Annotated in this window: 20 protein-coding genes and 4 pseudogenes; 15 read left to right on the forward strand and 9 right to left on the reverse strand. The window is 67.9% G+C overall.

Annotated features, from left to right (window positions below; all coding sequences use genetic code 11):
• Positions 1 to 15: 15 nt before the first annotated feature.
• The 9 genes and pseudogenes from ACH5AF_RS29235 to ACH5AF_RS29275 form a co-directional block, all read left to right on the forward strand.
• Positions 16 to 342, forward strand: a pseudogene (locus tag ACH5AF_RS29235) (RHS repeat domain-containing protein); the annotation flags it as partial.
• A gap of 149 nt (positions 343 to 491) precedes the next feature.
• A pseudogene (locus ACH5AF_RS29240) lies at positions 492 to 881 on the forward strand (hypothetical protein); the annotation flags it as partial.
• Between the two features lie 182 nt (positions 882 to 1,063).
• Entirely contained in the window at positions 1,064 to 1,375 is a 312-nt protein-coding gene (locus ACH5AF_RS29245) for a hypothetical protein (RefSeq protein ID WP_398905819.1), read from the forward strand.
• Positions 1,372 to 2,793, forward strand: a complete 1,422-nt coding sequence (locus tag ACH5AF_RS29250; RefSeq protein ID WP_398905821.1) for a hypothetical protein — start codon at positions 1,372 to 1,374, stop codon at positions 2,791 to 2,793. The genes ACH5AF_RS29245 and ACH5AF_RS29250 overlap by 4 nt, the downstream gene beginning before the upstream one ends.
• A complete protein-coding gene (locus tag ACH5AF_RS29255) occupies positions 2,688 to 3,611 on the forward strand; it encodes a polymorphic toxin type 27 domain-containing protein (RefSeq protein ID WP_398905813.1) in 924 nt (307 codons plus the stop codon). Before ACH5AF_RS29250 ends, ACH5AF_RS29255 begins: the two co-directional genes overlap by 106 nt.
• 13 nt (positions 3,612 to 3,624) lie before the next feature.
• Positions 3,625 to 4,044, forward strand: coding sequence for a hypothetical protein (locus ACH5AF_RS29260; RefSeq protein WP_398905694.1), 420 nt, complete (start codon positions 3,625 to 3,627; stop codon positions 4,042 to 4,044).
• A 170-nt stretch (positions 4,045 to 4,214) separates the two neighbouring features.
• Positions 4,215 to 4,371, forward strand: a pseudogene (locus ACH5AF_RS29265) (IS1380 family transposase); the annotation flags it as partial.
• 222 nt (positions 4,372 to 4,593) lie between these two features.
• A complete protein-coding gene (locus ACH5AF_RS29270; protein ID WP_398905696.1) occupies positions 4,594 to 5,106 on the forward strand; it encodes a hypothetical protein in 513 nt (170 codons plus the stop codon).
• Between the two features lie 335 nt (positions 5,107 to 5,441).
• Entirely contained in the window at positions 5,442 to 6,272 is an 831-nt protein-coding gene (locus tag ACH5AF_RS29275; protein WP_398905697.1) for a hypothetical protein, read from the forward strand.
• A 575-nt stretch (positions 6,273 to 6,847) separates the two neighbouring features.
• Here ACH5AF_RS29275 and ACH5AF_RS29280 read toward each other — a convergent pair.
• Positions 6,848 to 9,007: a RecQ family ATP-dependent DNA helicase gene (locus ACH5AF_RS29280; RefSeq protein WP_398905699.1), complete on the reverse strand. Its 2,160-nt coding sequence runs from the start codon at positions 9,005 to 9,007 to the stop codon at positions 6,848 to 6,850.
• Positions 9,008 to 9,090: 83 nt separating this feature from the next.
• Between ACH5AF_RS29280 and ACH5AF_RS29285 the strand changes: the two are divergent.
• Positions 9,091 to 9,497, forward strand: a pseudogene (locus tag ACH5AF_RS29285) (recombinase RecQ); the annotation flags it as partial.
• 223 nt (positions 9,498 to 9,720) lie between these two features.
• Positions 9,721 to 10,350, forward strand: a complete 630-nt coding sequence (locus tag ACH5AF_RS29290; protein WP_398905702.1) for a hypothetical protein — start codon at positions 9,721 to 9,723, stop codon at positions 10,348 to 10,350.
• Between the two features lie 77 nt (positions 10,351 to 10,427).
• Here ACH5AF_RS29290 and ACH5AF_RS29295 read toward each other — a convergent pair whose 3' ends face one another.
• From ACH5AF_RS29295 to ACH5AF_RS29305, 3 genes are all read right to left on the reverse strand, one after another.
• Complete coding sequence (locus ACH5AF_RS29295; RefSeq protein ID WP_398905704.1) at positions 10,428 to 11,048, reverse strand: hypothetical protein; 621 nt, start codon at positions 11,046 to 11,048, stop codon at positions 10,428 to 10,430.
• A gap of 82 nt (positions 11,049 to 11,130) precedes the next feature.
• Entirely contained in the window at positions 11,131 to 11,832 is a 702-nt protein-coding gene (locus ACH5AF_RS29300; RefSeq protein WP_398905706.1) for a ribonuclease HII, read from the reverse strand.
• A 73-nt stretch (positions 11,833 to 11,905) separates the two neighbouring features.
• Complete coding sequence (locus tag ACH5AF_RS29305; RefSeq protein WP_398905707.1) at positions 11,906 to 12,532, reverse strand: TetR/AcrR family transcriptional regulator; 627 nt, start codon at positions 12,530 to 12,532, stop codon at positions 11,906 to 11,908.
• 121 nt (positions 12,533 to 12,653) lie between these two features.
• Between ACH5AF_RS29305 and ACH5AF_RS29310 the strand changes: the two genes are divergently transcribed.
• Positions 12,654 to 14,207, forward strand: a complete 1,554-nt coding sequence (locus tag ACH5AF_RS29310) for an MFS transporter (protein ID WP_398905708.1) — start codon at positions 12,654 to 12,656, stop codon at positions 14,205 to 14,207.
• 85 nt (positions 14,208 to 14,292) lie between these two features.
• On the opposite strand, the gene ACH5AF_RS29315 is transcribed toward ACH5AF_RS29310, so the two are convergent.
• Together ACH5AF_RS29315 and ACH5AF_RS29320 are read right to left on the reverse strand one after the other, a co-directional pair.
• Positions 14,293 to 15,201, reverse strand: coding sequence for an ADP-ribosylglycohydrolase family protein (locus ACH5AF_RS29315; protein ID WP_398905710.1), 909 nt, complete (start codon positions 15,199 to 15,201; stop codon positions 14,293 to 14,295).
• Positions 15,202 to 15,213: 12 nt separating this feature from the next.
• Complete coding sequence (locus ACH5AF_RS29320) at positions 15,214 to 15,873, reverse strand: histidine phosphatase family protein (RefSeq protein WP_398905711.1); 660 nt, start codon at positions 15,871 to 15,873, stop codon at positions 15,214 to 15,216.
• Between the two features lie 326 nt (positions 15,874 to 16,199).
• On the opposite strand from ACH5AF_RS29320, the gene ACH5AF_RS29325 reads away from it, so the two are divergent.
• Complete coding sequence (locus ACH5AF_RS29325; protein WP_398905713.1) at positions 16,200 to 16,823, forward strand: TetR/AcrR family transcriptional regulator C-terminal ligand-binding domain-containing protein; 624 nt, start codon at positions 16,200 to 16,202, stop codon at positions 16,821 to 16,823.
• 39 nt (positions 16,824 to 16,862) lie between these two features.
• On the opposite strand, the gene ACH5AF_RS29330 is transcribed toward ACH5AF_RS29325, so the two are convergent.
• Positions 16,863 to 17,468, reverse strand: coding sequence for a YdbC family protein (locus ACH5AF_RS29330; protein WP_398905715.1), 606 nt, complete (start codon positions 17,466 to 17,468; stop codon positions 16,863 to 16,865).
• A gap of 237 nt (positions 17,469 to 17,705) precedes the next feature.
• Here ACH5AF_RS29330 and ACH5AF_RS29335 point away from each other — a divergent pair, with 237 nt between their 5' ends.
• A complete protein-coding gene (locus tag ACH5AF_RS29335) occupies positions 17,706 to 18,227 on the forward strand; it encodes a TerD family protein (protein ID WP_398905717.1) in 522 nt (173 codons plus the stop codon).
• 134 nt (positions 18,228 to 18,361) lie between these two features.
• Here the strand turns inward: ACH5AF_RS29335 and ACH5AF_RS29340 are convergent, their stop codons facing one another.
• Together ACH5AF_RS29340 and nrdR are read right to left on the reverse strand one after the other, a co-directional pair.
• Entirely contained in the window at positions 18,362 to 21,250 is a 2,889-nt protein-coding gene (locus ACH5AF_RS29340; protein ID WP_398905718.1) for a vitamin B12-dependent ribonucleotide reductase, read from the reverse strand.
• A gap of 171 nt (positions 21,251 to 21,421) precedes the next feature.
• Positions 21,422 to 21,931 carry a transcriptional regulator NrdR gene (gene nrdR / locus ACH5AF_RS29345; protein ID WP_398905720.1) on the reverse strand — a complete coding sequence of 170 codons (510 nt, stop codon included), beginning with the start codon at positions 21,929 to 21,931 and terminating at the stop codon, positions 21,422 to 21,424.
• A 591-nt stretch (positions 21,932 to 22,522) separates the two neighbouring features.
• Between nrdR and lexA the strand changes: the two genes are divergently transcribed.
• Positions 22,523 to 23,308 carry a transcriptional repressor LexA gene (lexA, locus tag ACH5AF_RS29350; RefSeq protein WP_215176000.1) on the forward strand — a complete coding sequence of 262 codons (786 nt, stop codon included), beginning with the start codon at positions 22,523 to 22,525 and terminating at the stop codon, positions 23,306 to 23,308.
• Positions 23,309 to 23,404: the final 96 nt, after the last annotated feature.

A 23,404-nucleotide genomic window follows, 5' to 3' on the forward strand; every position in this document is an offset into this window, starting at 1 on the left:
GGCTACGCCGCCGACATGTTCCGCAAGACCTCGGCCGAGGGACGGGCCTGGAAGTACGGCTACGACTGCTTCGGCAACCTGAAGACGGTCACCGACCCCAAGGGCACCGCCACGTGGACCGCGGGCCAGTGCGCGCCCACGACCAGTGGCTACACCACCTCCTACACCTACGACTCGTACGGTCAGCCGACCAGGACGACCGACGCCAACAACAACGCGACGGCGAACTCGGACTTCGACCCGAACGGGTACCCGAGGACGGTCACCGACCCGTACCTGAAGGCGGCCACGTTCGTATACGACGATCGCGGCCAGGTCAGCTCGGTCACCGACGCGCTGGGCAAGACGAGCACCCAGACCTACGACACGTTCAAGCGTCCGCTGGTCAGCAAGGTGCCGAAGGTCCAGGCCGCTGGTACTTCATCACCACGTCGGCGCCGGAGTACGACGCCAACGACAACGTCACCAAGGCCGTCGCGCCGACCGGTGCCGTGTCCTCGGCGGTCTACGACGCGGCCGACCAGGTCACCCAGGCCACCGCTCCGGACAACAACAACACCGGACGCAAGAGCACCTACACCTACGACAAGGTCGGCAACCTCAGAACGACGACCGAGCCGAAGGGCGCGGCTACCGCCGACGCCACCGACTACGTCACCACCACCAATTACGACGCGATCTACCAGCCCGTGTCCGTCGTGGACGCCGGGGGCGGCAAGTTCTCCTACGAGTACGACAACGTCGGCAACCAGGTGACGATGATCGACCCGAAGAAGAACGCGACGGCCGACACCACCGACTACACCGTCAAGACCGAGTACGACCTGAACCACCGGCCGGTCAAGGTCACCGACGCCATCGGCAAGTACACCACCACCGCCTACGACAAGGACTCCCTTGTCGTAGCCGCCACGGACCAGGGGCGCAACAAGACCGAGGCGGTCCACGACGAGCGGGCCATGCTCGTCGAGCAGAAGGTGCCGTACGACGGGACCACGATCCGGTCGACGAAGTACGAGTCGACCAGGTCGGCAACCGGACCAAGGTCATCACCCCGCGCGGCGTGGACACGGCGAACACCGAGGACTTCACCCACCGCACGGAGTACGACAAGCTCAACCGTCCGGTCAAGCAGTTCCAGCCGTACGACCCGGCGGACTCCGACCACAACACCGGCGACATCTACACCGAAACGGTCTACGACGAGGTCGGCCGGGTGGCCAGGACTTCCCTGCCGCCGGCGGGCGAGGCCGAGGTATCGACACCGTCTACGCCTACTACGACAACGGTTGGATCAAGGACTCCACGGACCCGTGGGGTATCAAGACCGGCTACGACTACGACGATCTGGGCCGGCAGGAGAAGCGGACGTTGACCGGCGCGGACGGCACGTCGAAGCGCACCATGGGCTGGTCGTACTACCCGGACGGGTCCATGAAGACCCGCACGGACGCCTCCGCGAGCGTCCCGGCGGACCGGTCCTTCGCCTACGACTACGACCTGAACGGCAACCTGGACTCGGTCGACGAGACCGATCGCGGCACGACGACGCCCGACGTGTACAAGCTGACGCACACCGGGCTCAACCAGGTGGCGACGGTCAGGGAAGCACTCTCCGGCCAGGAGCCGAAGACCACCTCCTACGCCTACGACGTCAACGGCCTGCTCGACACCATCGGCCACCCGCAGCAGCACTCGAAGTTCGAGTACGACCTGCGTGACCTGGTGAAGAAGGTCACCGTGGGCCAGACGGCGACGGACCCGCTGCCGGATGTCACGCAGTACGCGTACACCGACCGCGGCCAGCGCGCCACCATCACCAAGGTCAACAACGGCAACACCGTCAACTACACCTACTACGCCAACGGCCAGGTGCGCACCGCCAAGGAGCTCAAGTCCGACGGCTCCACGGTCTCCTCGCACTCCTACGCCTACGACCCCAACGGCAACAAGAGCAAGGACACCGCCCAGCTGCTGGGTGGCAGCGGCGCCGGGCTCATGACGTCCGAGACCGCCTACACCTACGACCCGGTCGACCGGATCAGGGAGTCGGACCGGACCGGCAGCAAGCCCCGGACGGAGCAGTACTGGCACGACGACAACTCCAACGTCACCAAGCAGCTGTTCCTCCAGACCTCGGACCTGACCGAGTTCTACTACCGGAAGAACCGGCTGAACTCCTCCTACGACACCTTCGGCCGGCTGAAGTCCGTCAGCCATGACGGTGGCCAGGTCATGGAGCAGAACGTCTTCGACGGCTTCGACCGCCTGACCAGCACCGTCCGCTCGGAGGGTGCCAAGACAACCACCACGAACTACCGCTACGACGCGCTCGACCGCACGGTCGAGAAGAACGTCAACAACGTCTGGACCAACGAGTACAACTACCTGGGCCTGTCCAGTGAGGTACTCAGCGAGGAGCTCGACGGAACCCTCAGCAAGACCTACGCCTACGGCCTGGGAGGCGAACGCCTCTCCCTGACCAACCACCTGAACGGCGACACGGGCTACTACAGCTACAACAGCCACGGCGACGTCGAGGCCGTGACCTTCTACACCGGTGCCCCCTCCTCCACCTACGGCTACAGCGCCTACGGCCAGGATGTCAGGGACCAGTTCACCGGCACGGACGCCTTGGTGCCGCCCGGCGACGAGCCGACCAACCCGTACCGGTTCAACGGCAAGCGCTGGAACGCCCAGTCGGGCACCTACGACATGGCTTCCGTGACTACGACCCGGCCACGGCCCGCTTCATCAGCCGGGACATGTACAACGGCGCCGCAGCCGACATGAACCTGGGCGCCGACCCGGCCACCGCCAGTCGCTACGCCTTCGCCGCGGGCAACCCCGTCAACAACATCGAGCTTGACGGGCACGAGTCCTGCGACGTCGGCTGCCAGGCACGGCGCGAGTACCGGATGGACGGGGACCCGGTCATCCCCGATCCGGAGACGCTTGAGTTCAACGTCCAGCACCACGACGGCTCCACGGGCCTCGAGAACTGGGTGGACCTCGGGACCGTCTTCAAGGAACTGTCCGGCCTCGCGGACATCCAGGGGTGCTGGAACGATCCGTCGGCCTGGCAGTGCTCCGTGGCCGCCGCATCCGCATTCCCTGGTGCCGGCAAGACGCTCAAGGGCGCGAAGCTCCTCGACGAGGCGGCGGATGCGGGCCGTGGCGCAGAGCATGTGGTGCTGGGAATTAATCCGCACTCCGACGATCTGGTGCGGCAGCTGCGTAAGGCAGGAGACACCAACGTAAAGAACTACAACGGCCCTCAGTACGGTAACCCTGATCCGAACGGCGACGGGCGTCCGATGTGGATGAGCAAGGTCCAGGCCGCCATCGACGACGGCGACGTCAAACTCTCCGTCGCACTGGACGGTGTGACCGGAGCAACCTCACCGCGGCAGGCCCTGGATCTGCTCGTGGAACAAGGAAGGCCCCTCATCGGCGATCGGTGGGATAACGTCTACGGAAACGGGACAGCATGGGAGATGGCCCTGTTCAGACTGAAGGTCCTCAGAGAACAGCGGACGTGGGAATCGATCGACTGGTACTGGGCTGGCAGTAAGGTCGACGACATGCCACGGCCCAACTGGGCCGGCTAGCGGGAAGTGGCGAATGTCTGAATTCACTCGGCGTGGGCGAATTTTCAAAGTGTGGAGCTTTGACGTGTCGCACCGTCGCCTGATTCTCCGCAGCGATCCTGCCGCGATCGACAACACCACCACCAGAGTCGAAATCTACTTCGAGCATGTCGAATTCATGCTTCTGAAGCCGGTCTATCGCAGTGGAATCCACGTGCGACCTGCGACTAGCACCGAGTTCGAAGAAGTTGCAAGGTTCGCCGAGCTCGAGGCCGACGCACGAACCTGGACGTGGATGCTCGAAGAGGAAGGAAGGAGTTGCGTCGTTTCAAGTGTGCCGTCGTGGCGTGAGGCGCCCAGACCCTATGCCGCGCCCTCTCTGTTCTCCGCGAGTGAGCCGTGGCCCCTGGGCCCTGATGTGACCTTCGGCTCGGTCCGGTCGGAGGAGGAGTAGGATCCAAACGGTTCGGACTGACACCTAGCCGTTTCCGAAATGAGTGGGTGCTGGGCAGGTCTCCTTGACCTGCCCAGCACCCACTGTCTCGTGCGAAAGGGGAGGGCGGCGAGTGTCAAGTAAATACGGATGGCCGCCGTTTCCAGAACCCGGGATGAACTCATATCACACTCGCCGCGGGCGGGAAGCGGGCCCTGGCGGCGATCCGGACCGCGCGGGCCGAAGTCCGCCAAGGTCTGGAAGTTGCCCGGCATTTCGGCGCCGGACACCGGTGGGCAGGTGATTGTGGACCTGGACGGGGTGCTCGTCATCGTGCACTCCGACAAATCCTCTTGTCGAAGACACGGTCTTCAATGAAAGCAACGCGATCGATCGGGCGCAGCGCCTCTTGGGGTTGAACAGCGCCCTGGGTGGCAGGGGCGTCCGGTATGCGGTTTCGAGGCCAGGTGGTGCCGCGTTCTGTCGAGCGCTCTTCCGGGAGTGGTTCCCGGCGGAGTTGGAAAGTGGTGCGCTTGGCGTCTATCACGTTCCCTTCGGTAGGAGAAGCTGATGCTTGATGTCGATTTGGATCACGCTCTCCGGCTCTTTGAGCTGGCTGCGCGGTTTGAATCTCCGTGGGATGCCGAGCAGGTTTCCGCTGAACTCGTCCAGTCCGGCTGGGAGCCTTACGGCTCGGTGTCTCTGCCGTACCCGAGACGTTTGGCGCGCAATGGCCTCCGTCTGGGAATCACGGATTACGAGGGCCTGGTGGTGCTCAGCGTCACACTGCAGGAGTGGCAAGTCGATTGGGACTCCCCTGATTACGTCAGCGACGTCATGGAGGGGTACCCGGAAAAGGTTCGTGATTGTCGCGAGCTGGCAGGTCGGCTTGCTTCTCTGTTGGGCAAGAAGTTCGCGGTGGAGAAAGAAGACCTGGTGCTCGACGCCGACTACTTCGCATTCGTGTGGGTTGGCTGCTGGAAGGTCGCCGACGTGCATGTGATCCTAGGTCTCGAGCATTTCGATCCCGACGACACCCCCATCACGGTTTCTTTGTACCTCTGCCGTGAATCCCGCGCATGAGTTCTCAAGCAAGCACGAGATTCTGGTTTGGTCAGGGTGGCTGGCGAACCTGCAGTAGTTGTGGGATCTGGCAGCGAATGGGCTTCTGGTCTTCGCGGCAGAAGGGATCAAGGCGGTGCTGCCGGGTCGACGCCCGGCAGCACCGCCTATCACATCCCGTTCACCGGAAATCGCTACGCATTCACCGGCGGCAACCCGACCAGCCGGGTCGAGTACGACGGCCACATGATCTGTGCGGCTCCTGGCGTCGGTGGCATCCAGTATCGGCGCCCGGGGGCCGCGCCCCTCTCTCGTCCCGATATCTCTTCGAATCTCCCTCGACGTAAGGCGGCGTCATGGCCGATCACCCGAACTTCGGCGAACTCCTGACTCGACTGCTCAATCAACGCCGGAGCGACGTCGCATGGCTGTCATCGGCGTCCGGCATCCCGGAGGCCGAGCTACGGGCGGTGGTGCTGGGAACGCCACCGTCGTCGCGTCAGCTGGACGCCCTCGCCTCCGCCCTCGGCTTCCACGCCGAGGATCTGCACGTGATAGCCGGTGTCCCGGTGCCGGAAGCCCGCACGCCGAGGGACCCGGCGGCAGCGTCCGGGACCGTGAGCCTCGTCAAGATCACCATGGCACTGCCGCCGGACCAGCGGGCCCGTATCCACCGACTGGTCGACGAACTGCCCCGGGAACTGCGAGTCGGTCCGTCGGCCCCGGCCTACGACCGGCAACGGGGCGGTTTCGGCGCGACGCTCGTCAACCTGCTGTGCGGCAACCGGCTCCAGAACTCCGTGCCCAGTGCCGCCAAGGCCCTGGCCCTGCTGACCCGTGGCCGTGTGCACCTGGCCGCCTCCACGATCAACGGCATCGGCCAGGGCCGCGTCCCGCTGACACCGGAACTGGTGACGGGCTTCGCGGTCACCCTCGGCATGCCTCCGAGCGACCTCGCCGCCGTGACGGGGGTCGACCTCTCGGAGCCGTCATGGCCCGCGGACCCGCTGGCGGAGGAGATGGCCGGACTGCTGTGGAACTGCCGACGCCTCACCGCGGACCAGGCCCAGCACGCGTATGACGCGGCGAATTCCATGCTCGTGGCCGTGCCCGAGGACGCTCCGGAGGAGGACTGGAACCGCGTCCACCACCAGCACGGGACATGGTGGGGTGCACCGAGGCGGTGAACCTGTTGTCGGTGGCGAACGATAGTGGGTCTTCGGACTTGAGCGGTGCGTCTCGTCAGACACGCTGACTGTTCGTCACGGTGTGTGATGTGCATGGCGGGACGTGCCCCTGGACGCAGGAAGATCTGCCCTACGAGGCACAGGGGTTGGAGTTCTTCTTACACAAGCGCCACTGGTGGTGCCACGAGCTGACGTGCCCGAGGAAGTCGTTCACCGAGAGCATTGCCCAGATACCGGCCGGGGTGCGGATCACCACCCGGCTGCGGGAGGCGGCCGGGCGCCGGGCGCGCGATGCCGGCTCCACTGTCATTTGGGCCGCCCGCGACCCGCATCCGCCCTGGCCGACGGTGATAGACGCCTTCCGCACAACGGTGCGCGAGATGGTCGACGCCCCGCTGCCCGAGGTGAAGGTGCTGGGCATCGACGAGACCCGGCGGGGCAATCCGTTCGGGATGCGGGCAGCGACGGGCAGTGGGTCCAAGACTCACTCCTGCCCAGTGATGAGGAACGGTAGATGGCGCGCGCCCACCACGGCAGTGGCAACGAGTTTGGTCGCACCCGCGGAGTGGAGAAGCTCAGCCTGCCGCGGCGAGGACCAGTGGAAGAACCTGTTCGCTGCCTGCCTGGCGGAGCATGCGGGCAGCGACTGCGAGGGTCCAGCCGGAGTCGGTGTAGTCGTCCACGAGTAGGACAGGGCCTGGCGAGGCAGCCAGAGCAGCAGCCAACTCCTCGGAGACGGTGAAGGCACCGGAGAGCGCCCTGAGGCGTTGGGCGGAGTTGCTGCGACGTGCCGAATGTGCGCCGCTCGGCCCGCTGTACGTCAGGGTTCCGAGGTAGGGGAGGCGGCCGACGGACGCGATTCCCTGTGCCAGGGAGTCGACCAGTTGTGGGCGGGTGAGAGACGGCACGGCAACCACGCCCACGGGCCGGGCGGAGGCGTCCGGGACGTTCGGTGCCCAGCCGCCCGGAGAGCGCGCCCAGTCGGCGAGGACCGCCACCGCGGCCTTCAGAACGTCGTCGGGCACCGGTCCGTCGGGGGCGTTCTCCGCCAGGAGGGGGCGCAGCCGGTTGCCCCAGCCGATGTCCGAGAGCCGGCCCAGGGCGCGCCCTGTGGAGCACTGTTCACCGGCGGGAATACGGCCCTTGAGGTTGATGCCCAGGGCGGGCATCCCCGTCGGCCACATCCGGCGCGGCTCGACCTCCACGCCCGGGCGATCCAGTTCCTTCGCCGCCCCCGTCAGCGTCTCGGTCGAAACCGAGGAGTCGATCCAGGCTCCCGCGCAGTTGTCGCACCTGCCGCAGGGGGTCGCTCCCTCGTCGTCCAGCTGCTGGCGCAGGAACTCCATCCGGCACTGGGACGTGCTCACGTAGTCACGCATGGCCTGCTGCTCGGCGGCCCGCTGCCGGGCCACCCAGGCGTACCGGTCCGTGTCATACGTCCAGGGCTGTCCGGTGCTCTCCCAGCCACCCTTCACCCGTTTGACGGCGCCGTCCACGTCGAGGACCTTGAGCATCGTCTCCAGCCGGGTGCGCCGCAGGTCTACCGCCGCCTCCAGAGCCGGCACGGAAAGCGGCCGTCCCGCATCCGCGAGGGCCGCCAGGGTCTGGCGGACCTGCGCCTCGGGCGGGAAGGCAGTGTCGGCGAAGTAGCGCCAGATAGCTTCGTCCTCCTTGCCGGGCAGCACCAGCACCTCGGCGTGCTCCACCCCGCGCCCGGCCCGACCCACCTGCTGGTAGTAGGCGATCGGCGAGGACGGCGAACCGAGATGGATCACGAAGCCGAGGTCGGGCTTGTCGAAACCCATACCGAGCGCGGAGGTCGCCACGAGCGCCTTGACCCGGTTCTGCTGCAGATCGGCCTCAGCCTGGAGCCGGTCGGCGTTCTCCGTACGGCCCGTATAGGAGTCCACCTTGAAACCGCGCTGCCGCAGAAAGGCCGTGGCCTCCTCGGCCGCGGCCACAGTGAGGGTGTAGATGATCCCGGAACCGGGCAGCTCATCCAGGTGCTCGGCGAGCCAGGCCAGGCGGTGCGCCGCGTCCGGCAGCCGGACCACGCCGAGCCGGAGGCTTTCCCGCTCCAGCGAACCGCGCAGCACCAGAGCCTCACCGGCGCCGGTACCCAGCTGCTCAGCCACATCCGCTGTGACCCGCGCATTGGCGGTCGCGGTGGTGGCCAGCACCGGCACGCCGGCGGCAAGCTCGGCGAGCATGGCCCGAAGCCGGCGGTAGTCGGGGCGGAAGTCGTGACCCCAGTCGGAGATGCAGTGCGCCTCGTCCACCACCAGCAGACCTGTCGTCGCCGCCAGCTTGGGAAGCACCTGCTCACGGAAATCCACAGAGTTGAGGCGTTCCGGACTTACGAGGAGAACGTCGGTCACGCCGCGCTCAACCTCCTCATAGATCGTGTCCCACTCCTCCGGGTTGGCCGAGTTGATGGTGCGCGCCTGAATACCGGCCCGCGCCGCTGAGTTGACCTGGTTGCGCATGAGCGCCAGCAGCGGCGAGATGATCACTGTCGGACCGGAGCCACGACGGCGCAGCAGAGCGGTGGCCACGAAGTACACCGCCGACTTGCCCCAGCCAGTGCGCTGCACGACCAGAGCCCGCCGGCGCTCCTCCACCAGAGCCGCCACCGCCTGCCACTGGTCTTCCCGCAGCCGCGCCGAACCCCCCGGGGCACCGACGAGCTCAGCGAGGATGGCATCGGCTTCAGCACGGAGCTCCAGGTTGTCCATGCCCCCATGCAACCCGATGGGACTGACAATCGGCGAATCCACTCAGCGTGGCAGAGGGCTCGCGAAGGGTGCTGCCACGCATTGATCGGGCCAGGGGGCCGGGCGGCTGGGCGTCCGGCGCCGACGACGCTCCCCGCGGACGGCGGGGGTCGTCACCGTCGCCTCCCGTTCGCGGCCCGTGCTGATCGGCTCGCTCGCCGGACGCATCGCTGAGGTCGGGCGGATGCCCCTGCTCGGCTCCGTCGCGTACACACCGGAAGCTCTGGAGTCGCGTTTCTCCCGCACGAACAGCGCCCAGCGCGTCCGGGCGCTTCATGAGGCGTTCGTCGTTCCGCCGCAGCTCGCGGAGGCCATCGCAGGCGTAGACGGCCCGGTGCTGCTCATCGGCGACTGCTCGGACAGCGGCTGGACTCTTGCGGTGGCCGCACGGCTGCTGCGCCGGGCGGGAGCAAAGGGCGTGTTTCCGCTGGTCCTTGCCGTCCAGTCCTGATGCGGACGGCGCCGACGCGTGGATGTCTGGAAGAAGGGAAGGATATGAGCCTCATACCCGCCGATTCCCGTCGGTCACGCCGAATTGCTCGTTGCCGCATCCTCATGCGCCAGGAAGAATTGAACTGCTCCCCGCGCAGGCCTGTTCGGCTCTGAGGGTCCTGTCGTGGTGCGCCCTCACCCGACCCTGCCCCTACTGTGGGCGCGTATGCGAAGGGAGGACCGTGACCTTCGGATTCGCTTCGTCCGCAGCCACTTCGATCACTGCGACGGCCAACTCGGCCAGCCGCCTCGCTCGGCTGCTGGAGCCCGCCGAGTGGGCGGCAGCAGGAATTCCGCTGCTGCGCAATCCGCGCGAGGTGGTCAGTGGGCTGCATGCCCGACACCGTCCGGCACCGGCGACCGCCGTCGTCGCCGTGCTCGATCACGAGGAGCGCCTGGCCGCGAGCGCGTCGTTCTCCCGGCGCTCGACGCCTGTGGACGGCTGGGCGTTCCGCAATGCGCTGCTGGCTCACCTGCGCCGCGTCATCCCGCACGACCTGCGCCGGCGCACCCCTGTGCGCACCGCCATTCTGCTCTACTGCCGTGAAGGCGACGAGCGTTGGACGGAGGAGGACGGAGCCTGGATGTGGGGACTGCGCGACGCCTGCACGCTGCACGGGCTGCGCTGCGGTGCGTACATCACGCTGACAGGTGGCGGCTGGCAAGTGCTGGGCGAAGGCCGTGGCGGCCGTCGGCCCAACTCCACCTCGGCCCCTGGCTGTCTGGCCGATGCCGGACTGGAGAGCGATCCCGTCCCGCTGCGCACGGCAGGCGGAGCGGTGGACGCGCTGCGGCGCACCGCAGCCCGCTGACCGGTCATCCACCGGCTGCCCGTGGTCAGGGCAGCCGGATCACGACCGGACCATGGGTCCGCGACTGCTGAGCATTGTCAAACACCAGCGCCGATCGCGCTGTTGATCCGCTGGGGATCACCGCACACGATCAGGAGTGCCGAGGCCTTGGCCACGGCAGCCGGCAGTGCGTGCGCGGCGGAGTCGTCCGCGCCTCCGTTGACGGCGACGACCACCACGGGACGGGCGGATGCCCGTTCCACCGAGTCCGCGGCCGCGTAGAAGACGTCGTCACGGGCATCGTGCTGGGCCCAGTAGGCGGACTCGCCGAAGGACAGCTCGTGAGCCGCCCACGGATGCAGTTCGCCCGTGCTGAGGACCAGGATGTCGCCCGGTGCCCGCCCGGAGTCGAGCAGCAGGTCGACCGCCTCGCCCGCGGCGTCGAGGGCGCCGTCCGCCGGAGCGGGGATGAGCTGGATCTGCGGTCCGGAAGGACTCTCCTTCCGGGACGGCTGGGGTTTCCCGGCGGCCGCTGACGGACGCGGCGCGGGAGGCGCGGGCCTGGCCGGACCAGGTCCCGGGTGTCCGGGACGCGGCGAGGCCGCGGAACGCGGACCGGGTACGGGACGAGGGGTCGGCGCGGTGCGGCCTGCGGCCGGTGTCACGCGGGGACCCTGGGCGCTCTCGTGAATCTGAGGCTCCTCGGGGATGAGAGGCATGGGTTGATGTCTATCAAATGCGGGTGCCGACGGCATCGGCGGGTGGGCACAAAAGAGCGACCCGGGCGTTGGCGGGACGCGGTCAGAAGTCGAAGCCGAGCTGGCCCCCGTCTTCCAGTGCGGCCGCCTCCGGGGAGAGGCGGACCTTCTTGAGGTGCCGCCACTTGGGCAGCGCGTCCAGATAGGCCCAGGAGAGCCGGTGGTACGGGGTGGGCCCCAGCTCAGCGAGAGCCGCCTTGTGCACGGGTGAGGGGTAACCGGCGTTGTCGGCGAAGCCGAAAACGGCGAACTCCCCCTGCAGCTCGGCCATCATGGCGTCCCTGCGCACTTTGGCGATCACCGACGCGGCGGCCACGGCGACACAGGACTGATCACCCTTGATCACCGTACGCACTTGCCAGGGCACTCCCAGGTAGTCGTACTTGCCGTCGAGGATGACGGCGTCGGGGCGCACCGGTAGACCGGCGAGGGCCCGCACGGCGGCGAGCCGCAGTGCGGCGGTCATCCCCAGGTCGTCGATCTCCTCGGGAGACGCATGACCAAGAGCATGTGCCGTGACCCATGACTCCAAATGGACCGCCAGCTCCGTGCGGCGCTTCGGGGCGATCAGTTTGGAGTCGGTGAGTCCGTCGGGCGGTCTGCGCAGTCCGGTGATCGCCGCGCAGACGGTCACCGGTCCTGCCCATGCCCCACGGCCGACCTCGTCGATGCCTGCGACGATCTTGGCGCCGGTGGTTGCCCGGATCGAGCGCTCGACTGCGTGAGTAGGTGGTTCGTACGGCATGGCGCCAGCAAGGTTACGCCGCCTGAGGGGCGCTGCGACACCCGGATTCCCGTCAGGCGCTCCGCGCCGCTCCTCAGCCGCTGCCCGGCCGTAGCAGCGGCACCATGACCTGGTCGATCATTTCGGCGACGTCCTGGTCCGGCCATTCGCTCCCGCACACCTTGGAGCGATACATCAGCAAGCCAGGAACGACGTCGAACACCAGGTCACACGTGGCGTCGGCCCGGACGTCCCCCCGGGCGACCCCACGGCGTACAACCTCCCGGAAGAGGCGGTTGGACGGTTCGACGACCCGGTTGACGATGACATTGCGGAAGCGCTCGGCGGAGGCGGTGTCGCATTCGTGAAGCACCGAGCGCAGCGCCACGCCTGAGCGGGAGAACATGGCGTCCCGCACCTGCCGGCAGAGCTGGTAGAGATCCTCGCGGATGCCGCCGTGGTCGGCCGCCTCGTCCAACGTCGGCAGCCCGGCTTCGAGGGCGTCCGCGACCAGGTCCTCCTTCGACGGCCAGCGGCGATAGACGGCGGCCTTGCCGGTCTGGGCTCCGGCGGCGATGCCTTCCATCGTGAGGCCACCCCAGCCGACCGTGCTCAGCTGCTCCAGCGCGGCTTCCAGGATCGCTCGTTCCAGCACGGGCCCTCGGCGGCGCAGCGGACCCGGCGGGGCCTGTGCACCAGGGCACCAGCGCGAAGTGGCCATCTTCATCTCTCCGTTGGGGACAGGAGGTCTAGTGAACGCTTGCGTTCACTGACGGGGATTCTCTACGGTTGACGGAGGAGTGAACGGCTCCGTTCACTAACTCGTGGGTGGGGGATATGAAGTGACTACCTCTCAGTTGACGGCTCCGGACAAACCCGGGGCGGCCCGACGGCAGGGCCGCCCCGGAATCGCCCTCGCGGTGATCGCGGCTCTCCAGCTCATGGTGGTCCTCGACACCACGATTGTGAACATCGCGCTGCCCCACATCCAAGGAGCACTCGAGTTCACCACGACGCAGCTCTCCTGGGTGGTGAACGCCTACACGCTCACCTTCGGCGGCCTCCTGCTGCTGGGCGGCAGGGCGGGCGACATCCTCGGGAGGCGCCGGGTCTTCGTCTCCGGCGTGCTTCTCTTCACCGTCGCCTCCCTGCTGTGCGGCATCGCCCAGGAACCGTGGCAGATGCTCGCGGCGCGTGCCCTGCAGGGTGTGGGCGGCGCCATCGCCTCCCCCACCGCACTCGCCCTCATCACGACGACCTTCCGCGAAGGCCCTGAGCGGAACCGGGCGTTCGGCATCTTCGCGGCGGTGTCCGCCAGCGGGGCGGCCATCGGTCTGCTGGCGGGCGGCATGCTCACGGAGTGGCTCGACTGGCGGTGGGTGTTCTACGTGAACCTCCCCATCGGCATCCTGATCGCGGTCCTCGCTCCCGTGTTCATCAACGAGTCGGAGCGTCAATCCGGCCGGTTCGACGTCTCCGGCGCGCTCACGTCCACCGTGGGCATGGCCTCCCTGGTCTACGGCTTCATCCGGGCGTCCGAGGAGGGCTGGCGCGACGAACTGACCCTGGGGGCCTTCGCCGTGGCCGCCGTTCTGCTCACCGCGTTCCTCCTTGTCGAGCGCAGGGCGCGCGAGCCGATCACGCCCCTGCGCATGTTCGCCGACCGCAACCGATCCGGCACCTACCTGATCATGATGAGCCTCTCGGCCGCCATGTTCGGCATGTTCTTCTTCATCGTGCTCTTCGTCCAGAACGTGCTGGGGTACAGCCCCATCACCTCCGGGCTGGCCTTCCTTCCGGTCACCGTGATGATCGTGACCGCCGCGGGAATCTCCTCGAAGCTGCTGCCCGTCCTCGGCCCCAAGCCCTTCCTGGTCTCGGGTGCCGTTCTCAGCGGCGGCGGCATGGCGTGGCTGACGGTGATCGCCCCGGACAGCTCCTACGTGGGAGGGATCCTCGGGCCGATGCTGCTGTTCGGCTTCGGCATGGGACTCGTCTTCGTCACCGCGACGCTGACGGCCGTGTCCGGGGTGGCACAGCACGAGTCGGGCGCAGCCTCCGGTCTGCTCAATGCGACGCAGATGGTCGGCGGCTCCCTCGGCCTGTCGATTCTCATGACCGTCTTCGGAACCGCCGGCAGGGAAGAGGCGGAACGGCAGCTTCCCTCGTTCCTCGCCGAGTCCACTCCCGCCCAGAAGGAGGCGTTCGCCAGGACGCACGAACTGCCGCCGCCGTGGGGGCATCAGGTACTCGCCGAGGGGATCGCCACCGCCTTCTGGGCCGGTGTGGGACTGGTCGGGCTCGCTGTACTGGCCGCCGTCTTCGTCATCCGGGTCCGAAAGAGCGACCTCGATGCGCTGAGCGGCGCGGCCGGTCCGGGCGCACACGCGGGCTAGGAGCCGATCAACCCATCGGGTCCTGGTCGTGGGGGTATGGGCCGTACGGGGGACGGCCCATACCCCCACGTGCCACCGGATCCGATCAGCCCGGACCCTGGGGCAGCCACCCCGGAAGGTCCTCGGTCCGCTCCAGCCAGGCGGCAGGCGGCCGGCCGGCCTTCCCCGCCGCGACCACGCCACAGGCGATCGCGCAGGTGGTGTCGACGTCTCCGCCGACCTGCGCGGTCGTCCAGAAGGTCTCCTCGAAGTCCCCGAGGGACCGGGCGGCGGACCACAGGGCGAACGGCACGGTGTCATGGGCGCTGGTGCGCCGACCGCTGCCGAGGACGGCCGCCACTGTGCCGGCGTCACCGAAGTCGAGCATGTCCCGTGCCCGCCTCAGGCCGGCACCGACAGCGCTGCGGGGCACCAGGGCGATCACACCGTCCAGCAGCTCGGCCGGCCCCGGTGTGCCGGCCGGATTCGCTGCCAGTGCGGCCGCTGCGGCCACGGCCATGGCGCCGACGACCGCCTCGCGGTGCTGGTGGGTCGTGTAGGACGAGATCTCCGCCTGGTGGGTCGCCTGCTCGGGGTCGTCCGCGTACCAGGCGCCGAGCGGAGCGATCCTCATCGCCGAACCATTGCCCCATGATCCCTGCCCCTGGAAGAGAGCGGCGGCCAGCTCCCGCCAGTCCCCTCCCTCCCTGACCAGCCGGAGCATCCGGTTGACGGCCGGACCGTAACCGCGGTCGAAGTCGTGGTGCTCGGCGAACGAGCGGGCCAGCGCGTCCTGCTCGATGCGATCGTGCTCGACGAGCACCGCAAGGACGGAGCAGGCCATTTCGGTGTCGTCGGTCCACTGCCAGTCGGACGGCGGCAGCTCGCGCCGCTTCAGCAGGGGATAGTTCGAAGGTACGAAGAACTGGGAGCCCAGGGCGTCTCCCACGGACAGTCCGCGCAGGCTGTCCAGGGCGCGTACGAAGCGCCGGTCGCGCGAGGAATCAGCGGTCATCTTGCTGCCACTCTATCCGGTGACGCCGTACGGCTCCGGGGTCCTCCAGCGCTCGAACGGCCGGTCCAGCGCATAGCGCCCGTCCTCGCGCAGCTGAAGTATCCGGGTCACTCCGTTGCCCGGGTTCGACAGCGACTCGAATTCGGCGACCGACCAGTGGAACCAGCGCATGCAGAACAGGCGCATGGTCAGTCCATGAGTGACCAGCAGGACGTTGGGCGGATGGTCGGGTGCTTCGAAGCTGCGGTGCAGGCTCTCCAGGAACGCCCCCACGCGGTCGTACACATCCGCGCCGGACTCGCCCTGCGCAAAGCGGTAGAAGAAGTGACCGTAGGCATCGCGGTACGCCTTCTGCAGCCGGACGTCCTCCCTGTCCTGCCAGTTCCCCCAGTCCTGCTCCCTGAGTCTCGGCTCCTCCCGGACGCGGACCAGCTCCGGTTCGAGCCCGAAAGCCCGGAAGGTCTCATGGGTACGGCGGTACGGCGAGACGTACACGCTGACACGCTCCCGACCGAACAGCGCGCGCAGCCGTACGCCGGTCTCCTCTGCCTGGGCCAGTCCCAGCGTCGTGAGGCTGAGCGCGTGATCGGGCTCGCGCTCGTAGACCGAGTCGTCGGCGTTGCCCACTGATTCTCCGTGCCGTACGAGGACGATGCGTCGCGGTCGTGCCATGGGACGACCCTAGGCCCCGGCCGTTGTCGGTCGAGGAGTCGGCCCGAATCCATCCGGCGCATCTGGCAGGAGATCGCAAGGACCGCGCAGGCCGAAGGACAGCAGCAGCGCCGCCCGCTCGTCCTCGGCAGCGAGGGGGCGGCCGCGTGCGAAGGCAGGAAGAGCGGGCTCACCGGCGCGGCTCACCGGTATCTCCCGGGCGAGGTACCCCATGGCTCCCCTCCGATTCACGCAAGAAGCAGCCGACCGTTGCCGACTAACGCAACACTTGTCGTGTTACGGAGAGTGTGTCACGATGAAAGCGGCTAACGCAACAGGAGTGGCAATTGGACGAGAAGAGGCCGGCACCCGGCACCCAGCGCCCCGGCGGCCGAACCGCCCGCACACGCACAGCCGTCCGGGATGCCGTCCTCACGGGCCTCGGCGAATACGGCTACCCCGGCCTCACCGTGGATTACGTCGCCGAGCGCTCGGGCGTCCACAAAACGACCCTCTACCGCCGGTGGGGAGGCCTCGAAGAGCTTCTGGCCGACGCACTCGACCTCGCCGGGGAGGACAGCTGGACCCCACCAGACACCGGCAGCCTGGAAGGAGACCTTCATGCGCTGGCACGGGAGGTGGCGGAATCCCTCGACGACCCGGCAGCGGCGGCAGCCCCTGCGGCGTTCATCGCCGCGGCCTTCCGGTCGGAGCGTGCGGCCCAGGCCCTGCACGCCTTCTACGCGGAGCGATTCAGACGGTCGGCAGCGGTGGTCGAACGAGCGATCGCGCGCGGCGAGGCGCCCGCGGCCACCGATGCGGGCGACGTGGTGCGAGCGGTTTCCGCACCCTTGTTCTTCCGGCTGTTCATCAGCCGCGAGCCGGTCGACCGGGCTCTCGCCGACCGGTCGGCCGCAGCGGCGATCGCGGCGGTTCGTGCCGGCGTCTTCTCGACGCAGGCGAGGGCGTGATCCTCCGTCCAGGTCGGGCCGGGTCGCGGAAGGGCACGATCAGACCGTCCAGGACGGCTCCAGTTCCACGACGTCCCCGGCCAGGGCGGAGACGTCGGCCTCGGTCTGTGCGCGCAGGAGGAGCCGCTCGACCCGCTCTCTGCGGTACTTGCCGTGTTCCGCCGCGGACAACCACATGGACATCACCAGGAATTCGTTTCCGGGCGCCTCACCGAACAGCCCGCGCACCATCCCCGGAGATCCGGCCATCGCGGGGTTCCACACCTTCTCCTGCATGAGGGAGAAGTGCTCGACCCGTTCCTCACGGACACGGCAGTGCGCCACCCGCACCACATCCGCGTCCGCGAAGCGCGGCTCGAAGCCTGTCTTCACATCGAAGCGGTAGTCGAAGAGCTTGGCCTGGATGTCCTTGTACGTGCCCGACTGTCCCGCCGCCAGCCTGTCGTGGGACCGCGCCATGAACGAGTCGTAGAACGGCCGGCTCTCCCAGAAGGAGAACACATGGGCGACATCAGGCCGTATTCGGCTCCAACCGCCGCCCTGCCCCCGGAATCCCGGCTCACCCAGCAGCCCCGCCCACTTCCGCTGCCCCCGCTCGAACCCTCGACGGTCCACCACGGTGCAGCGAATCCACTTGACCAGCACCGCGCCATCGTACGGCCCGGACCGCGGCCCCGGTCCCCGTCGGCAGGAGTGCATCCGCCCGTGCGACGGTGCGCTGGTTCATGAACCAGGACGTCCCGGTCCGAGCCCTCTGGCGGCAGCGTCAAGGAGGAGTTCCGAGACGTGGCCGTGGGACAGTGGCCGCCTCGCCGCATCCCCTTCCGAGCGGCTACGGTCAACACTCGTAGATGTGATGGCAGTTAGGGGGAGGGAGATCCGGTGAGCAGCCTCAGCAAGGGGGTCCGGAAGGCCGAGGTGGCCCTCAAGTGGGATCCGAGTCCGCTGGGCGAGACGCCCAACGATCTCGACCTGGTGGCCGCGACGTACCGGTCGGATTCCACGAACGGCAGGCCGGCGTACGTCGTCCACTTCGACAGCAGGTCACCGGACGGGACGATCATCCTGACCAGGGACAGCAGGACCGGACAGGGATTCGGCGCCGACGAGGTCATGACGCTGGAGTTCGACCGGCTGGCGCCGGTGTACGGGCGGGTCGTCGTGGGAGTCGTCATCCAGCAGCGCGACGGCCGGAAGGTGTTCGGCGACATAGCCAACACGCTGGTACGGGTCCTGGAAGGGCATGGCGAGCTGTCAGCGTGCGACTTCACCGCGGTCTCGCAGTCCACGGCGGCCGTCGTGTGCGAGTTCACCCGCGATGAGGCTGGGAACTGGGAGTTCCGCGAATCGGTGCGCGGCTTCGACACCGACCCGCAGGACTTCGTCAGCCTGATGAGCGGCTGACGGCCGGTCCGCAGCATTGCCTGGGGCAGGCACGACGAAGGGGACCGACCTGAGGTCGGTCCCCTTCGTGAGCTGCTGGTCAGCTACCTGTACGGGCTACGTCGGACGTGGCATCCACGCAGTTCCGCCCAGTTTCAGCTGCAGCCGCTGGTGGAGCCGCAGCCCTCGCAGATGTAGCAGGAACCGGCCCGCTGCATCTTCGTTCCGCAGGAGAAGCAGAGCGGCGCGTCAGCGCTGATGCCGAGCTGCATCTCGACCAGCTCGGCCGAGGTGTGAGCCTGCTTGGGAGCCGGGACCTCCGCCTTCGGGGGGGCGACGGCCTTCAGCTCCTGCTGCACCGGGGCGGACTGGGCCAGCCCCTCGACGTCGAGCTCGACATCGTCGACGGACTGCTCGTAGGAACCGGTCTCCAGGTGACGCTGACGCTCCTCGGCCGAGTGGATGCCGAGCGCGGAACGCGTCTCGAACGGCAGGAAGTCCAGCGCCAGGCGGCGGAAGATGTAGTCGACGATCGACTGCGCCATCCGCACGTCCGGGTCGTCCGTCATACCGGCCGGCTCGAAGCGCATGTTGGTGAACTTCGAGACGTACGTCTCCAGCGGAACGCCGTACTGCAGGCCCACCGAGACGGCGATCGAGAAGGCGTCCATCATGCCCGCGAGGGTCGAGCCCTGCTTCGACATCTTCAGGAAGACCTCGCCGAGACCGTCGTCCGGGTAGGAGTTGGCCGTCATGTATCCCTCGGCGCCACCGACGGTGAACGAGGTCGTGATGCCCGGGCGGCCCTTGGGGAGGCGCTTGCGGACGGGGCGGTACTCGACGACCTTCTCGACCGTGGACCGGATCGTCTCCTCGGCCTTCGCGGTCACCTCGGCCTTCGCCTGCTCCTTCTTCTTCGCGGAGAGGGGCTGCCCGACCTTGCAGTTGTCGCGGTAGATGGCGAGCGCCTTGACGCCCATCTTCCACGCCTCGAAGTAGATCTCCTCGACCTCTTCGACGGTCGCCGACTCCGGCATGTTGACCGTCTTGGAGAGCGCGCCCGAGATCCACGGCTGGATGGCCGCCATCATGCGGACGTGGCCCATCGCGGAGATGGAGCGCTCGCCCATGGCGCAGTCGAAGACCTCGTAGTGCTCCGGCTTCAGGCTGGGCGCGTCGATCACATTGCCGTGCTCGGCGATGTGGGCGACGATCGCCTCGATCTGCTCCGGCTGGTAGCCGAGGCGGCGCAAGGCCTGCGGCACCGTGCCGTTGACGATCTGCATCGAACCGCCGCCGACGAGCTTCTTGAACTTGACCAGGGCCAGGTCCGGCTCGAGACCGGTGGTGTCGCAGGACATCGCGAGACCGATGGTGCCGGTCGGGGCGATCACGGACGCCTGGGAGTTACGGAATCCGTTCTTCTCGCCGAGACGGATCACGTCCTGCCAGGCCTCGGTGGCCGCGGCCCAGACCGGCGTGTCCAGGTCGTCCATGCGGACGGCCTTGGCGTTGGCGTCGGCGTGCTGCTTCATCACGCGCTGGTGCGGCTCGGCGTTGCGGGCGTAGCCGTCGTACGGGCCGACGACCGCGGCGAGTTCGGCGGAGCGCTTGTACGACGTGCCGGTCATCAGCGAGGTGATGGCACCGGCGAGGGCGCGGCCTCCGTCGGAGTCGTACGCGTGGCCGGTCGCCATGAGCAGCGCGCCCAGGTTGGCGTAACCGATGCCGAGCTGGCGGAAGGCGCGGGTGTTCTCACCGATCTTCTGCGTCGGGAAGTCCGCGAAGCAGATGGAGATGTCCATCGCGGTGATGACCAGCTCGACGACCTTGGAGAAGCGCTCGATGTCGAAGGACTGGTTGCCCTTGCCGTTGTCCTTGAGGAACTTCATGAGGTTCAGCGAGGCCAGGTTGCACGAGGTGTTGTCCAGGTGCATGTACTCGCTGCACGGGTTCGAGCCGTTGATGCGGCCGGACTCGGGGCAGGTGTGCCAGTGGTTGATCGTGTCGTCGTACTGGATGCCCGGGTCGGCGCAGGCCCAGGCGGCCTCGGCCATCTTGCGGAAGAGCGCCTTGGCGTCGACCTCCTCGATGACCTCACCGGTCATCCGGGCGCGCAGCCCGAACTTCCCACCGGACTCGACGGCCTTCATGAACTCGTCGTTCACGCGCACCGAGTTGTTGGCGTTCTGGTACTGGACGGACGTGATGTCGTCGCCGCCCAGGTCCATGTCGAAGCCCGCGTCACGCAGTGCGCGGATCTTCTCCTCTTCCTTGACCTTGGTCTCGATGAAGTTCTCGATGTCGGGGTGGTCGACGTCGAGGATGACCATCTTGGCCGCACGACGCGTGGCGCCGCCGGACTTGATCGTTCCTGCGGAGGCGTCGGCGCCGCGCATGAAGGAGACGGGGCCGGAGGCGTTGCCGCCCGAGGACAGCAGCTCCTTGGAGGAGCGGATACGGGAGAGGTTCAGGCCGGCGCCGGAGCCGCCCTTGAAGATCATGCCCTCTTCCTTGTACCAGTCGAGGATCGACTCCATGGAGTCGTCGACGGACAGGATGAAGCAGGCGGAGACCTGCTGCGGCTGGGGCGTGCCGACGTTGAACCACACCGGAGAGTTGAAGCTGAAGATCTGGTGCAGCAGGGCGTACGCGAGCTCGTGCTCGAAGATCTCGGCGTCGGCGGGCGAGGCGAAGTAGTTGTAGTCCTCGCCGGCCTTGCGGTACGTCTTCACGATCCGGTCGATGAGCTGCTTGAGACCGGTCTCGCGCTGGGGGGTGCCGACCGCCCCGCGGAAGTACTTGCTGGTGACGATGTTGACCGCGTTCACCGACCAGAAGTCGGGGAACTCGACGCCACGCTGCTCGAAGTTCACCGAGCCGTCACGCCAGTTGGTCATGACGACGTCACGGCGCTCCCAGACCACCTCGTCGTACGGGTGCACGCCGGGGGTGGTGTGGATCCGCTCGATACGCAGGCCCTTGCTCGCCTTGGCTCCCCTGGTGCGGGACCCTCGTGCCGGGCCGCTCGTCGTCTCGGTCATGCCGCCTCCCATACATGGGCAAAAACGCCCTGAAGTGCCCAGATCTTCCCGTGGCACTGCTTGTGTCTGTTGTCCCGGAGCGCCTCTCGACGCCCGTGACAGGTCATGTGCCGCCCCGAGTCGGCCGGAGAACCCGTGACACACAGGCTCCGCCCGCTCGGCCGGTGCCGCTCAGTCGGCGGCGGCGGCGGGAACGGGGACCTCGACGGCCCCGTCGCTCCGCTCCTCAACGGGTGGCCGCTCGCCGCGGAGCTCCGCGATGGCGGCCTCGAAGTCCTCGAGTGAGTCGAACGCCCGGTAGACGGACGCGAAACGCAGGTACGCGACGAGGTCGAGTTCCTGCAGGGGGCCGAGTATGGCCAGACCGACATCGTGGGTGGTCAGCTCGGCGCTTCCGGTGGCGCGCACCGCTTCCTCGACCCGCTGGCCGAGCTGAGCGAGGGCGTCCTCCGTGACCGGTCGGCCCTGGCACGCCTTGCGGACACCGGAGATGACCTTGGTGCGGCTGAAAGGTTCCGTCACACCGCTGCGCTTGATCACCATCAGCGACGCGGTCTCCACCGTCGTGAAGCGGCGGGAGCAGTCGGGGCACTGCCGGCGACGTCGGATCGACGTTCCGTCGTCGGTGGTCCGACTGTCGACGACGCGGCTGTCAGGGTGCCTGCAGAAGGGACAGTGCATGGCTCCCAACCCCTCCTTCAACAGCACGACCGAATAGCCTCAACAGGCCCGTTGAGCCCCCCGAAGCAGCCCCAAGCATAGGCGATCCCCCGGGCCTCGGCGGACCAGGGACCACAACTTCTGGGTGGCGGTCACAATCCAACCACTAGATCTGGGGTCCGACCGCTTTTTCGGTCCGCAGCGCGTGTCGCGCGCACCCGCTGGGCGACCGGCCGAATACGAGCCGCATGACGGCCATCCACAGAGCGCACACCAAGCGCGGAAGGCACACCTCGCGCACGGCCGGGCACGGAGCGCACACGCGGAACCCGGGCGCGCAGGAACGACCGGAAGCGCAGCCGCACGAGCGGGCGCGGCTGACGAGGGTCGGACGGAAGGCAGTGCCAGACTGGCACGGGCCCGGCCCCACTCCTCCGGCGGCGGAGGCTACCGTAAGAACTCGCCCACCCGCATTACCAGCCTTGGCACATACACCCAGCTGAGCGGCCACGTCAGACAATCCGCGATTTTTCACTCGAACGTGTGTTTGGCGCAACCTTTCGAAAGCAACTACCGTTGTCCAGCTAGGGAGACCATTCGAGAGGGGCCGACGTGACCACCACCGCTGACAGTGCCGCCATCACTGCCCAGGACCGCTCCCAGAACCGATTCGAGCCGGTGCATGCCATGAATGACGCAGCCACGACCCCGGAGGGGCCCAAGCCCACCCGCTCGCTGCCCGGCCGGCCTCCAGGGATCCGGGCTGACAGCTCCGGCCTCACGGACCGGCAGCGGCGCGTCATCGAGGTGATCCGCGACTCCGTGCAGCGCCGGGGTTACCCGCCGTCCATGCGCGAGATCGGCCAGGCGGTCGGGCTTTCCAGCACCTCCTCCGTCGCACACCAGCTCATGGCCCTGGAGCGCAAGGGCTTCCTGCGGCGGGACCCGCACCGCCCCCGCGCGTACGAGGTCCGCGGCTCCGACCAGCCCAGCACCCAGCCGACGGACACCACCGGCAAGCCCGCCGCCTCGTATGTGCCGCTGGTGGGCCGGATCGCGGCCGGTGGCCCGATCCTCGCCGAGGAGTCCGTCGAGGACGTCTTCCCCCTCCCCCGGCAGCTGGTCGGTGACGGCGAGCTGTTCGTCCTCAAGGTCGTGGGCGACTCGATGATCGAGGCCGCGATCTGCGACGGCGACTGGGTGACGGTGCGCCGTCAGCCCGTCGCAGAGAACGGGGACATCGTCGCCGCCATGCTCGACGGCGAGGCCACCGTCAAGCGCTTCAAGCGGGAGAACGGCCACGTCTGGCTGCTCCCGCACAACGCTGCGTACCAGCCCATCCCCGGCGACGAGGCGACCATCCTCGGCAAGGTGGTGGCGGTGCTGCGGCGGGTCTGACGGACCCGCCGGCTCTGACCGGGCCCCGGGACCCACTGCGCCGGTCCCGGGGTCCTGCCGTGTCTTCTTCCAGCCGGACGGATTCGTGGCTCCCGC

The organism is Streptomyces sp. NPDC018833, assembly GCF_044390825.1.
Classification (GTDB): domain Bacteria; phylum Actinomycetota; class Actinomycetes; order Streptomycetales; family Streptomycetaceae; genus Streptomyces.